Source organism: Desulfovibrio sp. Fe33 (assembly GCF_028532725.1).
Taxonomy (GTDB): domain Bacteria; phylum Desulfobacterota; class Desulfovibrionia; order Desulfovibrionales; family Desulfovibrionaceae; genus Pseudodesulfovibrio.
Genome location: NZ_JAQKGU010000002.1, coordinates 238487 through 252220 on the forward strand (window position 1 = coordinate 238487; position 13734 = coordinate 252220).

The following is a 13734-nucleotide window of genomic DNA, read 5'->3' on the forward strand; positions in this document are numbered from 1 at the left end:
TCCGCCCGTGCAGAGGCGGGAGACGGTGCCCTGCGTTTGGGCGATCGAAATACCGGCCATTGGGACGATTGGGGAAAGCGCCGCATTGACGTCGTGCCGTCCTATGGCCCGAGGACGGCATCAGGCTGCCCACAACAAGAGTATCGTGCGTTGCGCGGAAACGGTTACATGATTTGCGCTTCGAATAGACCTTCCCCGGCAGTTCGGTGCAGGGGCGGCAGTCGTCGGGGCGCGTGGTCATTTGCGGGTTGTCGGAAGGGCTGTTTGGACCTGGGCGAACACAGGCACCCGGCGAGGTTGGTCGGCGCTGGGCATGAAAAAAGGGAGGCGGTTGTCAGACAACCTCCTCCCGGTAATTCCTTGGCGTCCCCAAGGGGATTTGAACCCCTGTTAACGGCGTGAAAGGCCGTCGTCCTGGACCAGGCTAGACGATGGGGACGCATTTGCGGCGGTCGTTTCGGCCGGGGATGCTCCCCTGAGATCGATTTGAACCACTCGCGGAATGGAGCTTTTTACATAAAGCGAGGCTCAGGGCAAGTCTTTTTCGCATGGGATGACCGGTTGCGGAAGCTCCGTGGTCGGCGGCAAGGGGCGCTATATACGGTTTTCACAAATGAAAATGTCGATTTTTGGGCGAACCGCAAGGAAGGGTTAAAACATTGTGAAATTTTGGACAATATTAAACTTATGTGACTCAACTAGTTGTAACGTTAGGAGGGTATGTTACGCTAGAGAGAAGAGGTGTATCAATTGTCCTGAAACATGCCCCTGACACAGGGGGCGACTGTATGCAATTCGAGAGATGATTCATCGTGGGGAGTAAGGGAAAGATGAGTATCAAGTACAAGATTTTGTTGCCTTCGGCAGCTCTGGTGCTGCTGATAGGCTGCATAGGGGTTTATCTGCTGACTGGGCGGTTCGGTGAGTTGCGGACATCCTTCGCCGAGATGCTTGTGGGTAATGCGGCCAAGACCCTGACGTTAAACACTGAGGATGCGGCGCTTCGGGCTCAGGAAGAAGCCGCCCTGTTCGGCAGGATGCCTGCCGTGATCCGGGCTTTTTCCTTGGCGCATCAGGGGAATGTCGACGATGAAAGCGACCCGGTCGTGCAGAGCGCCCGCGAGGCCCTGCGAGCCGAACTCGGGCCTGTGCTCGACGGGTATGAGGCCGCGCTTGGCGAAAAGTTGAGGCTCCACTTCCATTTGCCCAATGGGCGCAGCCTGGCGCGCATGTGGCGTGACAAGCAGGCCAAGCGCAACGGCAAGTGGGTGGACGTTTCGGATGATATCTCCAGCTTCCGCAAGACGGTTCTGGACGTGAACCGGGACGGCAGGCCCCGGCGGGGCATAGAGCCCGGCCGCAGCGGTTTCGCCATCCGCGGATTGGTGGCGGTCAAGGACGAATCGGGCAGGCAGCTTGGTTCCGTCGAGGTCCTCAAGAGCTACGAGGATGTCTTCAAGCTTTTCGAGGGCGAGGCGGGCAGCTTCTATACATTATATATGGACGCCTCCCTGCTTTCGACCACCACCAACCTTCAGGATCCGAAAAAATATCCCCTGGTCGGCAAATCCTTTGTCCGCGTGGCGGGCAAGGAAAACGCCGATCTGGACGCCGGAGTCACGGCGGACCTGTTGCATAAGGCCGCGGGCGGGCGGTTCGTCACCCTCGTGGGGAACTATGCCGTGGTTTACCTGCCGGTGGAGGATTATCAAGGGCAGCCTATCGGAGTGATTACCCTGGCCCGCGATATTTCCGTGCAGAACGCCATTCTGGACAGTGCAGTGGTCCTGGTCCTGGTTCTTTTCGGCCTGGCCGTGCTCCTGCCCTTGCTTTCTCTGCTCGGAGTCATGCGCTACGCCGTTTTCCGGCCTTTGGAAAAAATCCGGGCCCTGTCCGAGCGGGTGGCCAGGGGAGATCTGAGTCAAGGCGAAGCCGTGACAAGCCGCGACGAGATCGGTTCCATTCATCGCTCCGTCAGCCGAATTCCGGTGACCCTCACCGAGCTTATCGACGACTGCGAGGCCGCCGCCCGCGAGGTGGCGCACGGCGTTGTTCGGTCCCGGGGTGACGCCAGCCGTTACGAGGGAGCCTATGCTCAGCTTATTCAGAGCATGAACCGCGTGGCCGACACTTATACGGCGACCTTTGACTCTTTCCCGTTCCCGATTTTCACTGTTGACCGCGACCATAATCTGCTTTTCGTCAACCGCAACGCCAGCGAGATCGCGGGGCGGGAGATGAGCGAGCTGTTGGGCAAGCCGTGCAGCGAGGTGTTCAATACCGACATTTGCCGGACAAAGGACTGCGTCTGCACCCGGGCCATGCAGGTCATGGAGCGGGTCGTGGGCTCCACCCGGGGCAAACTGACGTCGGGGGAGGTGGATATCAAGGGATACGCCAGCCCTCTTCGCGACGGGAACAACAGGGTTGTGGGCGCGCTTGAGGTCATCGTTGACCAGACGGACATTCTCGATTCCCAGCGCAAGATGCAGCGCGTGGCCGATCAGGCCGGCTTGCTGTCCGAGCGCATGACATCCGCTTCGGAACAGCTTTCCGTGAGCGTGGAGGAATCCCGCGACGGCGCCGAGGAACAGAGCGCCCGCGCCACCGAAACCGCGACGGCCATGGAGGAAATGAACGCCACGGTTCTGGAGGTGGCGCGCAACGCCAACGAGGCCGCCTTGAACGCGGAGCAGGCCGAGGGCCAGGCCATGGCCGGGCACGACGTCGTGACCAAGGTGGTCGCCTCGGTCAACGAGGTCAGCGAGCTGGCTTCCAGGCTCAAGGCCAACATGGGCGAGCTCGGCGGCCAGGTGGACGATATCGGCCGGGTCATGACCGTCATCAACGACATCGCCGACCAGACGAACCTCCTGGCGCTCAATGCGGCCATCGAGGCGGCCAGGGCGGGCGATGCCGGGCGCGGATTCGCCGTGGTTGCCGACGAGGTCAGGAAGCTGGCCGAGAAGACGATGGTGGCCACCACCGAGGTGGGCAGCGCCATCGGAGCGATCCAGACCATGTCCCAGCGAAACGTCGCCGAAACCGACAAAGTGGCGCAAGTGCTCGATACCTGCACATCCCTGGCCGAGGAGGCCGGTCAGTCCCTGGCCGAGATCGTCGAATTCTCGCGCGGTTCCGCCCGCCAGGTGCAGGGTATCGCCACGGCTGCGGAAGAGCAGTCGGCCACATCGGAACAGATAACCAGGGCCACAGAGGAGATGCATCGCATTTCCGAGAACACCAGCCGGGCCATGACGCAGTCGGCGCAGGCCTGCCATGAATTGAACGCCATCGCCCAGGAGCTCGACGGGCTCATCGGCGAACTCGGTTCCGCCTAGCGCTCCGGGGGGCGCTCCCCGCCCAAAAGGAAGGGGGCTATATGTTTAACTCTCTGCTTTCACAGCAGAATGCTGCGGAGCGAAAAAACCGCGCCGGAGGCGAAATCATCCGACTATTGCCGCAAAGCGGCTTTCAACGCCTGATTTTCGTCTCCAGGGAGTTGAAGGGATAGTGCCCATAAGAAAGGGGGAAGGAAAAGTCTTTCAAAACGGCTTTTCCTTCCCTTTTCCTTTTGTTGTACGCTTTCCCCCTGCATGATTGTGCATACGTATCGCGGTCGGCCCTTTGCGCATGTACTCCGGGCGGCCGCTGTGGTACGCATATCCAATGAAAATCATGCAAGGTGGGCCGCCATGGCGTTGCGGGTGATCGAAGTCGTCACGCCCCGTTCGGACAAGGACGAGGTCAAGAAGTCCCTGGAGGAGCGGCAGCCGGACGAGGGGTACGTATTCTGGGCCTCGCCCCTGGACGACGGGGAGTCCCTGTCCTTCCGCGTGGTCCTCGATATGGAGGAGACCGAGGACGTCCTGGACAGGCTGGAACGGCTCTTCGCCTGGACCGCCAAGTATCGCATCGTGGTGTATCCGGCCGAAGCGACGTTGCCCAGGCTCGACAAGCTGGCCCTGGAAGAGGGGCGGGAGAAGGACCCATTCGGCGACAACGGTAACCCCCGCAACGGTCGCATCAGCCGCGAGGAGTTGTATGCCGACGTTCTGGATACGACCCTTCTTTCAAGATATTATGTCCTGCTCGTGCTGCTTTCCACTCTGGTGGGCGTCATCGGCCTGTTGCGGGACAATGTGGCCATCATCATAGGGGCCATGGTTCTCGCCCCGTTGCTCGGTCCCAATGTGGGGCTGGCCCTGGCCACCACCCTCGGCGACGCCCGGCTCAGCCGGGAGTCCCTCAAGACGCTGGCCGTCGGTGTGGTTCTCTGCCTCGCCCTGTCGGCGTCCGCAGGGCTGCTCCTGGGCGTTCCCGAGCTGACTCCCGAGCTGGCCGCCCGCAGCGAGACCTCTTATTCGGATATCATTCTGGCGATGGTTTCCGGCGCGGCGGGCATCATTTCCGTCACTCTGGGTGTGCCCACTTCGCTCGTCGGGGTCATGGTCGCCTTGTCTCTGCTTCCTCCGCTCATCGCCTGCGGCCTGTTCCTGGGGGCTGGTTTGTTGCCCCAAGCGGGCGGAGCAGGGCTGCTCTTCGCGGTCAACGTCATTTGTCTCAACCTGGCCGGAGTCGGCACCTTCCTGGCCCAAGGCATCCGCCCCCTGTCCTGGTACGAGAAGGAACGCGCCCAAAAGGCCACCCTGCGCGCGGCCCTCATCTGGACCGCGCTCCTGGCCGTGCTCGTTGGGTTGATGTTCCTCAGGGCGCGATAACGGATAAGCGCGGTTGGGCCGCTTTTCGTCGTATGGGCGTTGGGGTGGTCCGGCAACGAACCTTCAGACACGGTTTAGCTGGAAGGTGTGGCCATCTCGTCGGGCCATGTCGGCCTTCATAAGAGGAAGATGGTGGGGTGAACCCGGTGGGGCATGAGGAAGGCCCGGCGGCTATTGCCTCCGGGCCTTCCTCATACCCTCCGTCGGGCAATGAAAAACGGGCTGCGGTGTACCGCAACCCGTTTAACTGTCTCTTGGCGTCCCCAAGGGGATTTGAACCCCTGTTAACGGCGTGAAAGGCCGTCGTCCTGGACCAGGCTAGACGATGGGGACATATGGTTGGCTGGGCTGCAAGGACTCGAACCTTGATTAACGGAGCCAGAACCCGTCGTCCTGCCAATTGAACGACAGCCCAGCAGCGAGAAGATGATTTAAGGGCAATGCCTCTTTATGTCAACTTCTTTTTTAAAGAAATTTACACAGCCCGGGCGAGACGGCGGGTGCGCTTCTTCAGTTTGTTGATTTTGCGGCGCAGACGGTCACGCTGGGCGCGGTCTTCGAGTTCGCCACGCAGCACGCGCATGGCGCGGATCTGCTTCTTGATCTCGTGGATCTGGCGCTTGTACGGGGAGACCTGCTCCTCGTCGACGATGCCGAAGACTTCCTTGATCTCCTGGACCAACTCGTCCTTTTCCTTGCCGGAAGCGCCGGTGATCATGGGGAGCTTCTCCATGCACAGGGCACGCAGCTCCTTGGAGGTCATCTTCTCAAGGGGCTTGGTCAGGCCAAGCTCGTCAAAGGAAATTTCTTTTACTTCTTCACTCACGGTGTACTCCTTAAAAAGGATCCTGAAGCGGATGTGGGTTACGAGTCGTCAAACAATCGCTGATAGGCCCGGTAACATTTGCCAACCGGCGAATCCGGGTCCAGCTTATCATTCAGGCTGCCTAACGTCTCAGGTTTTTTAAGTTTCCTCGGAGGCTCAGGGGCCTCCGGCCGGACTTCTCCGTCCAAAGGAACTCTGCCGTTTAGCAACTCGAACACCACTTTGTCAAAGACTTCTTTGCCTAAAAATCCATTTACCCGTTCAAGGATCATCGGGCCGAGGTAGTGGGCCTCCTGCATGACGATGGGATCGTCGGCCGCCAGGACAAGCCGTCCGCCCCGATGCCCCAGCGGCCGGGCCATCTGGGCCACGTCGCCGAGGAGTTCGTCCCAGGACCGCCACAGGCGGACCAGGTCGCGCCCGCCGCTCCTGTCCAGTCCGTTCAGGAAGCGGGGCAGGGCGTCGCTCACGCTCTTGGCCTTGTTCAGCCGTTTGGGCCGGTCGGTAGTACGCCGATATACCATGGATCAGATTCCCGCGCCCGCAGGCGTCAGTTTGATGGTCACGATGGGCGGGTCGAGTTCGTAGGCCTCGCCGCTGCGTTCCTGCTCGTCCACCTCCCGGGCCGTTTCCGAGGCGACGTCCTGAGGGTCCGCGCCCTTGATGATTCCGGAGATGACCCCGTCCCGAATGGCCCGGTCCGGTTTGAAACGGCGGCGGATCACGATCTCTTCCTGCTCGTACCCGTCCTTGACGATGGTCAGGAGGTGGTCGGACTGCTTGTCCAGGCTGACCGAGCAGGGTGTCGATGCGCACGCCTTCCCGCCGTCCGCGTACACGGTTGCGCCCAGCGGATCGGTGGATACGGCGATTCTTTGCTTGGGAACGCCGCAGGCGGAGACCAGCAACAGGCAGGCGAGGGCGCTCAGGGCGGCGGCCGTTCGAACCATATGTTCTCCTAAATGCATGTGCGCACGCGGTAGTTGACGAGAACGGCCGGGCAGCCCGGGGAAAGCGCCACTTGGATGGTGGTGGACCCCACCGAGGGCTTTGCGTGGTCCTCGCTCGACGAGTATTGGGCCATAACGACCATGTCCGCATTCTGTTGGCGGGCGTGCTTGAGAATTTCCACGTACGGCAGTCCCTCCCAGCAGTGGAATTCGTGACTGATACCGTCCAAGGCCTTGGCGTAGCGGGAACGCATACGGTTCAGGGCCTTGTCGATGAAGACGTCCATGGACTGCATATAGTATTCCGGGTTGGGCTTGGTCTGTCCAACGTCGAGCACATGGAAGATGTCCAGGTGCGCATTGAAGGAGGCCGCCATGTGGACGGCGTAGCACAGGGCGGAGTCCGAGGGGGTGGAGAAGTCCGTGGCCATGATGATGCGCTTGATGTCGGCTCCGTCGGGCATGGGATTGGTCACCACCATGACCGGGCAGAACACGTTTGCGCAGACCTTGCGGATGGTCGTGTCCACCAGTCCCCACATGCGGTCGCCACGGGGCGCCGGGTTGGTGTGATGACCCATGACGATGAGGTCGACTCTTTCGTCATGGATAATCCGCAGCATTTGCTCGTGTGCGACGCCCGTCGCCACCCGTATGGAATGCCGGACGCCTTCGAGATCCTTTTCGTAATACGCCGCGATCTTGGCCTTGGTTGATGCCAGCAGCTCTTCGCGGATCGCCGGGTCGTCGAAGGAGCACCAGTTGTCGCGGTCCAGGGGCAGCGTATGGAACAGGATCACTTCCGCATTTCGCGACCGGGCCAGGTCGAAGGCCGCCTTGGGCGCGGTCCGGGTGTCGATCTGGGGAGTCGCCGCCAACAGTATCTTATTGAACATGTCATGCTCCTTGTCAGCCGGTGGGGTTCGTGCAGTTCCGTCAATCGGCTTGGCGAATGCGCCTAGCATACTATCGCAAAAATCGTCCGGCCTCCGCAAGTATAATCCAAATCGCCCGCATTTCGCAAAAGAAGATCAGTCGGCCTTCCGTCAAATCTTGGGGCCTCGGCGGATGCAAGACACGCCGCCTGGATAAAAGTCATGTGGAAACAGCCGGTTCACGGGGATTCCCGCATGGCCCTATTTCCCCTGATGCGCGATGCGCGTCCCGCTTGCCGCCCGAATACGTGAAACGCGCGCTAGTCCGGGCTTGACGGGGACGGGGCGCATAAGCTAGGTAACGATTGTTCAGTATATCAAGATATCCTGATATAGGCGAAAGGCAATGGAAATAATAAAGTATTGCAAAGCGTTGTCGGATGAAACCCGTGCGCGGCTGGTCAATGTCCTGATGGAGTGCGAGCTCAACGTAGGTGAGATCGTCCAGGTCATGGAGATGGGGCAGTCGCGGATTTCGCGGCATCTCAAGATATTGTCCGAGTCGGGGCTGGTGGACGTGCGCCGGGAAGGGCTTTGGGCCTTTTACCGGGCGAACGAGGACGGCCAGGGCCGGGCGTTTCTGAACGGCGTGCGCGAGCTCATGTCCGGCGAGCCGGAGCTTGAGCGGGACCGCAACCGCGCTGAAAAGGTAATCCTCGAGCGCACGGCGGCCACCCGGCAGTTCTTCGACGACATCGCGCCCGAATGGGACCGCATGACCGCCGAGGTCCTGGGCGATCTGGACCTGGGCCGCGAGATTCAGGCCCGGCTGCCCGAATGCGACTGCGCCGCGGACATCGGCTGCGGCACCGGCGACATGCTTGAAATTCTGTCCCGCTCGTCGCGTTCCGTCATCGGCGTGGACAACTCGCCCAAGATGCTGGAGCTGGCCGAGGAGCGCTTCTCGGGCAACGGCAGCATGAGCCTGCGCATCGGCGAGATGACGCACCTGCCCCTTCGCGACTGGGAGGCGGACTGTACGGTCATGTCCCTGGTGCTGCACCATCTGGCCATGCCGCTGGACGCCATCCGCGAGGCGGGGAGGGTGCTCAAGGTCGGCGGCAGGCTGATTATCGCCGAATTCGACCAGCACGAAAACGAGCTCATGCGCACCGAGTACGGCGACCGCAGGCTCGGCATTCCCCGTGAAAGCATGTGCAGCTGGCTTGAGGAAGCCCGCTTCGACGTCCGCTCCGTTACTGAATTTGAGGTCAACATGGGCCTCGTCGTAGTCCTTTACGAGGCTGAAAAACGATAACAATCCAATCTGTTAGTTGGAGGTATTTATGTCCAAGAACGTCATGCCCGTCGATCCCGAATGCGAGATCAAAGTGGCCGACATGTCGCTGGCCGAATGGGGCCGCATGGAAATGCAGCTCTCCGAGCGCGAGATGCCGGGCCTCATGGCCATCATCGAGAAGTACGGCAAGGAAAAGCCGCTCAAGGGAATGAAAGTCACGGGATCCCTGCACATGACCATCCAGACCGCCATGCTCATCAAGTGCCTGTATGAGCTGGGCGCGGATATCCGCTGGGCGTCCTGCAACATCTTTTCCACCCAGGATCACGCCGCCGCGGCCATCGCGGATTCCGGCATGGCCAAGGTCTTCGCCTGGAAGGGTGAAACCCTTGAAGAATACTGGTGGTGCACCGAGCAGGCCCTGACCTGGCCCGACGGCTCCGGCCCGGACCTCATCGTGGACGACGGCGGCGACGCCACCCTGTTCATCCACCAGGGCGTCAAGGTCGAGGCCGATCCGTCCCTGGCGGACAAGGAATACGACGTCCACGAGTTCCAGATCATCATGGACCGCCTGGCCGCTTCGGTCAAAGCCAACCCCACCAAGTGGACCGAGATCGCCAAGAAGGTGCGCGGCGTTTCCGAGGAGACCACCACCGGCGTGCATCGTCTCTATGAGATGCAGCGCGCCGGCGAGCTGCTGTTCCCGGCCATCAACGTCAACGACTCCGTGACCAAGTCCAAGTTCGACAACCTCTACGGCTGCCGCGAGTCCCTGGCTGACGGCATCAAGCGCGCCACCGACGTCATGGTCGCGGGCAAGGTCGTGGTCGTGGTCGGTTACGGCGACGTGGGCAAGGGCTGCGCCCAGTCCATGCGCGGCTTCGGCGCCCGCGTTCTCATTACCGAGATCGACCCCATCTGCGCGCTCCAGGCCGCCATGGAGGGTTACGAAGTGACCACCATGGACGACGCCGCTTCCCGCGGCGACATCTTCGTCACCTGCACCGGCAACTATCACGTCGTCACCGGCGAGCACATGGAACGGATGAAGGACGAGGCCATTCTTTGCAACATCGGACACTTCGACTCCGAGATCGAGATGATCTACCTGGAGAAGAATCCGGCCTGCACCAAGAAGACCGTCAAGCCGCAGGTGGACAAGTGGACCATGGAGTCCGGCCGTTCCATCATCATCCTGGCCGAAGGCCGACTGGTCAACCTCGGCTGCGCCACCGGCCATCCGAGCTTCGTCATGTCCAACTCCTTCACCAACCAGGCCCTGGCCCAGATCGATCTGGCCAAGAACGACTACGAGCCCAAGGTCATGATCCTGCCCAAGAAGCTCGACGAGGAAGTGGCCCGTCTCCATCTGGCCCGCCTCGGCGTCAAGCTCGAAAAGCTCACCAAGGCGCAGGCGGATTACATCGGCGTGGATGTCGAGGGCCCCTACAAGCCCGATCATTACCGCTACTAAGCCCAACTGCATAAAAATGAAGAAGGGGAGTCCAAGGGACTCCCCTTCTTTTTTGGGGAACTCTCCCTTTAACTTTCTGAAGACGAAAATCAGGTGTTGAAAGCCGCTTCGCGGTAATAGTCGGGTGATTTCGCCTCCGGCGGGCAAGGGGTCGCACCCTTGCATCCCCTGTATGCGCCTTCGGCGCGGGCTGTTTTTCAGCCTGCGGCGGTTTCACGAGCTGTGTGTTCGGTTGCGGTTTGTCCATCCGTGGGGCGGCGAAGGGTGGTTTTTCTGCGGGACTGCGGGCGGGCGGGTATGGTATGGGGGCTTATGCCGCGATCCTGCCGACTATTCCTCCCGTCATTCGTTTTGCTTCTGGCCTTGTTCATGGGGCTTCTTTGGACCTGCCCCGCGTTCGCCCTGAACGTGAACGTGGCCGTATCCAGCTTCAAGGTGGACCTCGGGCTTGCGTATTTGCCCGAAAGGCTGATGGACGGCGACCCTTCCACGGCTTGGGCCGGAGGAAGCATATCCTCGGGCGAAGGGCAGTGGATGGAGTTCTCTTTCGACATGCCGGTGCGGGTCACGGGTCTGGGCGTGTACAACGGCAATCAGGGCGAGGGGCAGTTCGAAAAGTTCCGGCGCATCCGTTCGGGGAGAATCGTCTACCCCGACGGCTCGGAGTTCCCATTTTGGTTGCGCGATGAAAAAGGCGAACAGGTGATCCGTTGCCCGGGCAGGCCGTTCAAGTCCATTCGGATCGTGGTGGATTCCGTGTTCCCCCAGGGCGTGCCTCTGGCGCGCATGAAGCTGGCCGTGTCCGAGGTCAAGCTGTACCTGACGCTGATGACCGCGCCGGAGAGCGATGCCGCGACGGGGGAAGCGTTTGTGCCCCAGGTCCCTCCGGCGGACATGTCCAATCCGGTGCCTTCGGAGATGCAGGCGTTGCTCAGGGATTTCTACGTCAAGCAAGCGTCTCTGGACGACGACTACCGGTTTTTGTTCGCGCCGCACGTACGCGACAAGTTCGATTTCCAGTTCGAGGTGTTCAAGGAAATCCAACGGCAGCGCGGGACGTTCAGCATGTTCAGGGCGGCCAGGGTTGACCCGTCCGGGCTTGGTTTCGAACTGGTCTACATGGACAGGGACGTGGCCGAAATCCGGGTCTTCGGGACCTACCGGGTTCAGGTTGGCAAGCTCGACACGAACCTGGAAGAGGATTCCGTCTTCGTGCTTATGAAGGGAACGGAAGGCTGGAAGATTTACGAACTGGACGGACAGGAAGACAGTTTCTAATCAAAAGTCAACAACAGCAAGTTGTTAGACAATCCATACATCAATCAAATCATCGGCGTAGAGGCCTTCGGACTCGGCCGGGATCGTGGCGAGGCCATGGGCCTGGACAATGGTCCGCAGAAGGCCCGACTTGCCGAGCACGGGGTGTGCCAGGGGAAGTTCGCCGTCGCGTTCTTCCAGTCTGATGCGCACATAGTCCTCGCGGCCCGGCTTGGAGGCCACGTTGCGGGCGAGTTTCGCCTTGCGCAGGCAACGCCTGGAACGGGAAAAGGCGCTCGGATCGCCCTGAAGGTGGCGGATGAGCGGCAGGATCAGGACGTGGACCACCACCAGGGCCGATGTCACTTGGCCGGGCAGTCCCAGCACGGGCTTGCCGTTCACGTGGCCGAGAATGGTCGGCTTGCCGGGGCTTATGGCCACCCCGTGGGCCAGTATTTCGGCATCGTCCATGGCCTCGATGGCCTGGACCGTCAAATCCCGTACGCCGATGGAGCTTCCCCCGGACAGAAGAACCGCGTCGTTTTCGGCCAGGGCCGTTTCCAGGGCGCGGCTCAGGCTTTCCAGGTCATCCTTGATGATGCCGTAGGGCGCGGGAATGCCGCCCGCCTGTTCCACAAGGGCGGCCACGGTGTGGGTGTTCACATCGCGCACCTGGCCCGGTTCCGGAGTCCGGCTCACGGGAATCAGTTCGTCGCCCGTTGACAGGATGCCCACCCTGGGGCGTTTGCGCAGGGAAAGCTTTTCAAAGCCCAGGGCCGCTGCGAGGCCGACTTCCTGCGGGCGCAGGGGCGTTCCCGCGGGCAGGGCGACGGCATCCTTGCGGGCGTCTTCGCCCCGCTGCATGACGTTGTCGAATGGAGCGACGCTCTTCCTGATTTCAATGGTTCCGCCCTCGTGCCCGTCCTGCATGGCCTGGGTGTGCTCGACCATGACCACGGCGTCCGCGCCCTCGGGCAGCACGCCGCCCGTGGCGATGCGCGCGCATTCCCCGGGATTGAGGACGATGTCCGGCAACTTGTCGATAGGCAAGGCGGCCACGCATTCCAGGTAGCCCGGGTTGGACTCTCCGGCCCCGAACGCATCGCGGGCGTTCACCGCGTAGCCGTCCATGCACGAGCGGTCGAGCAGGGGCCAGTCGTGCGGCGCGATCAGATCGTCGGCCAGGACGCGCCCCGTCGCGTGGGCAAGGTCTACGGTCTCGGCCGCGAGCGCGGGGAAGCCTCGCAGCAGCGTCTCGAATTCGATGCGCGGGATAATGGTGAAGAATCCGTGTTGCATGATCTAGTAGATGATTTCCGTGCCGATGCCGGATTTGGTGAACAGTTCGAGCAGGATGCAGTTTTCCACCCGGCCGTCGATGATGGCCGATTTCTCCACCCCGGCCACGGCTTCCAAACAGCATTTGATCTTGGGAATCATGCCGCCCGTGACCACGCCGGAGCGGATGGCCTCGAAGGCCTCCTTGGCGGTCAGGGAAGTAACCAGCTCGCCGTTGGCATCGAGCAGGCCGGGCACGTCGGTCAGCAGATAGAGGCGCTTGGCGCGCAGGGCCGTGGCCACGGCTCCGGCCACGGAGTCGGCGTTGATGTTGTAGGTCTCACCCTGGTCGTCCACGCCTACGGGCGCGATGACCGGGATGAACCCGTCGCCGAGAAGGGATTCGATGAGCTTGGTGTTCACCGAAGTGACTTCGCCCACCTTGCCCAGATCGATGATCTCGGGCGGGGCGTCCTTTTTCTCGATCGCAAGCTCCTTGGGCTCGGCGGTGATGAGCCGCCCGTCCTTGCCGGACAGTCCCACAGCCTGGCCGCCGTTCAGGTTGATGAGGTTGACGATTTCCTTGTTGACCTTGCCCACCAGGACCATCTCGACCACGTCCATGGTGGCCTGGTCCGTGACTCGGTAGCCCTGGCGGAAGTGCGATTCGATGTTCAGGGCCTGGAGCATACGGCCGATCTGCGGTCCGCCGCCGTGTACGACCACCGGGTTGATGCCGATATATTTGAGAAGAAGGATGTTGAGGGCGAAGGCTCGTTTCAGGTGCTCGTCGATCATGGCGTTGCCGCCGTACTTGATGACGATGGTCTTGCCGTAGAATTCAGTGATGAACGGCAGGGTCTCAATGATGGATTTGGCCTGAAGCTGATACCGCTTCATGTCCCGTTTGCTGATGGACTCGTGTTTCATTAAAGGCTCCTGTATGCCGGAAAGGTGCCGGAATTGGGCCGAATTGTCGTGGAAAGAAGGCGGGAAGTCAACAGATTGCGGTTGCGTCCATTGTGCCGAGTCTGTTAAATCCTCCTAAAG

The 13734-nt window shown here is 61.1% G+C and carries 11 protein-coding genes and 3 tRNA genes; 5 read left to right on the forward strand and 9 right to left on the reverse strand.

The features are described 5' to 3' along the window. Positions 1 to 361: 361 nt before the first annotated feature. Positions 362 to 439: transfer RNA gene (locus PSN43_RS03915), tRNA-Glu, on the reverse strand. A 391-nt stretch (positions 440 to 830) separates the two neighbouring features. Between PSN43_RS03915 and PSN43_RS03920 the strand changes: the two genes are divergently transcribed. After that, positions 831 to 3341 (forward strand): methyl-accepting chemotaxis protein, encoded by a 2511-nt coding sequence (locus tag PSN43_RS03920; protein WP_272699413.1) that lies wholly within the window; start codon positions 831 to 833, stop codon positions 3339 to 3341. A 354-nt stretch (positions 3342 to 3695) separates the two neighbouring features. Continuing rightward, positions 3696 to 4721, forward strand: a complete 1026-nt coding sequence (locus PSN43_RS03925; RefSeq protein WP_272699414.1) for a TIGR00341 family protein — start codon at positions 3696 to 3698, stop codon at positions 4719 to 4721. Between the two features lie 255 nt (positions 4722 to 4976). On the opposite strand, the gene PSN43_RS03930 is transcribed toward PSN43_RS03925, so the two are convergent. The 6 genes from PSN43_RS03930 to PSN43_RS03955 all read right to left on the reverse strand — a co-directional run bounded on the left by PSN43_RS03930 (position 4977) and on the right by PSN43_RS03955 (position 7393). After that, positions 4977 to 5054, reverse strand: a tRNA-Glu gene (locus tag PSN43_RS03930). A 7-nt stretch (positions 5055 to 5061) separates the two neighbouring features. Beyond that, positions 5062 to 5136 (reverse strand) — tRNA-Gln (locus PSN43_RS03935). 60 nt (positions 5137 to 5196) lie between these two features. Beyond that, entirely contained in the window at positions 5197 to 5547 is a 351-nt protein-coding gene (locus tag PSN43_RS03940) for a hypothetical protein (RefSeq protein WP_272699415.1), read from the reverse strand. A gap of 38 nt (positions 5548 to 5585) precedes the next feature. Then, positions 5586 to 6071 (reverse strand): DUF721 domain-containing protein, encoded by a 486-nt coding sequence (locus tag PSN43_RS03945; RefSeq protein ID WP_272699416.1) that lies wholly within the window; start codon positions 6069 to 6071, stop codon positions 5586 to 5588. Between the two features lie 3 nt (positions 6072 to 6074). Next, positions 6075 to 6497: a PEGA domain-containing protein gene (locus PSN43_RS03950; RefSeq protein ID WP_272699417.1), complete on the reverse strand. Its 423-nt coding sequence runs from the start codon at positions 6495 to 6497 to the stop codon at positions 6075 to 6077. An 8-nt stretch (positions 6498 to 6505) separates the two neighbouring features. Beyond that, on the reverse strand, positions 6506 to 7393 hold the full coding sequence (locus PSN43_RS03955) for a universal stress protein (RefSeq protein WP_272699418.1): 888 nt from the start codon (positions 7391 to 7393) through the stop codon (positions 6506 to 6508). Between the two features lie 385 nt (positions 7394 to 7778). On the opposite strand from PSN43_RS03955, the gene PSN43_RS03960 reads away from it, so the two are divergent. The 3 genes from PSN43_RS03960 (at position 7779) to PSN43_RS03970 (ending at position 11427) form a co-directional block, all read left to right on the forward strand. Continuing rightward, positions 7779 to 8690, forward strand: a complete 912-nt coding sequence (locus tag PSN43_RS03960; protein WP_272699419.1) for an ArsR/SmtB family transcription factor — start codon at positions 7779 to 7781, stop codon at positions 8688 to 8690. A 28-nt stretch (positions 8691 to 8718) separates the two neighbouring features. Continuing rightward, positions 8719 to 10149: an adenosylhomocysteinase gene (gene ahcY / locus PSN43_RS03965; RefSeq protein WP_272699420.1), complete on the forward strand. Its 1431-nt coding sequence runs from the start codon at positions 8719 to 8721 to the stop codon at positions 10147 to 10149. A 369-nt stretch (positions 10150 to 10518) separates the two neighbouring features. Continuing rightward, positions 10519 to 11427 (forward strand): discoidin domain-containing protein, encoded by a 909-nt coding sequence (locus PSN43_RS03970; RefSeq protein ID WP_272699421.1) that lies wholly within the window; start codon positions 10519 to 10521, stop codon positions 11425 to 11427. 24 nt (positions 11428 to 11451) lie between these two features. On the opposite strand, the gene PSN43_RS03975 is transcribed toward PSN43_RS03970, so the two are convergent. Further along, the gene (locus tag PSN43_RS03975; RefSeq protein ID WP_272699422.1) at positions 11452 to 12705 is read right to left on the reverse strand and encodes a molybdopterin molybdotransferase MoeA; all 1254 of its coding nucleotides are present in this window, start codon (positions 12703 to 12705) and stop codon (positions 11452 to 11454) included. Between the two features lie 3 nt (positions 12706 to 12708). Next, positions 12709 to 13584: an acetylglutamate kinase gene (argB, locus tag PSN43_RS03980; protein WP_272699635.1), complete on the reverse strand. Its 876-nt coding sequence runs from the start codon at positions 13582 to 13584 to the stop codon at positions 12709 to 12711. Positions 13585 to 13734 lie beyond the last annotated feature (150 nt).

Excerpts from the sequence above, each read along its gene's own strand:
- PSN43_RS03920 (WP_272699413.1), top strand. The coding sequence starts at position 831 with ATGAGTATCAAGTACAAGATTTTGTTGCCTTCGGCAGCTCTGGTGCTG.
- PSN43_RS03925 (WP_272699414.1), top strand. The coding sequence starts at position 3,696 with ATGGCGTTGCGGGTGATCGAAGTCGTCACGCCCCGTTCGGACAAGGAC.
- PSN43_RS03945 (WP_272699416.1), bottom strand. The coding sequence starts at position 6,071 with ATGGTATATCGGCGTACTACCGACCGGCCCAAACGGCTGAACAAGGCC.
- PSN43_RS03950 (WP_272699417.1), bottom strand. The coding sequence starts at position 6,497 with ATGGTTCGAACGGCCGCCGCCCTGAGCGCCCTCGCCTGCCTGTTGCTG.
- PSN43_RS03955 (WP_272699418.1), bottom strand. The coding sequence starts at position 7,393 with ATGTTCAATAAGATACTGTTGGCGGCGACTCCCCAGATCGACACCCGG.
- PSN43_RS03960 (WP_272699419.1), top strand. The coding sequence starts at position 7,779 with ATGGAAATAATAAAGTATTGCAAAGCGTTGTCGGATGAAACCCGTGCG.
- ahcY (WP_272699420.1), top strand. The coding sequence starts at position 8,719 with ATGTCCAAGAACGTCATGCCCGTCGATCCCGAATGCGAGATCAAAGTG.
- PSN43_RS03970 (WP_272699421.1), top strand. The coding sequence starts at position 10,519 with ATGGGGCTTCTTTGGACCTGCCCCGCGTTCGCCCTGAACGTGAACGTG.
- PSN43_RS03975 (WP_272699422.1), bottom strand. The coding sequence starts at position 12,705 with ATGCAACACGGATTCTTCACCATTATCCCGCGCATCGAATTCGAGACG.
- argB (WP_272699635.1), bottom strand. The coding sequence starts at position 13,584 with ATGAAGCGGTATCAGCTTCAGGCCAAATCCATCATTGAGACCCTGCCG.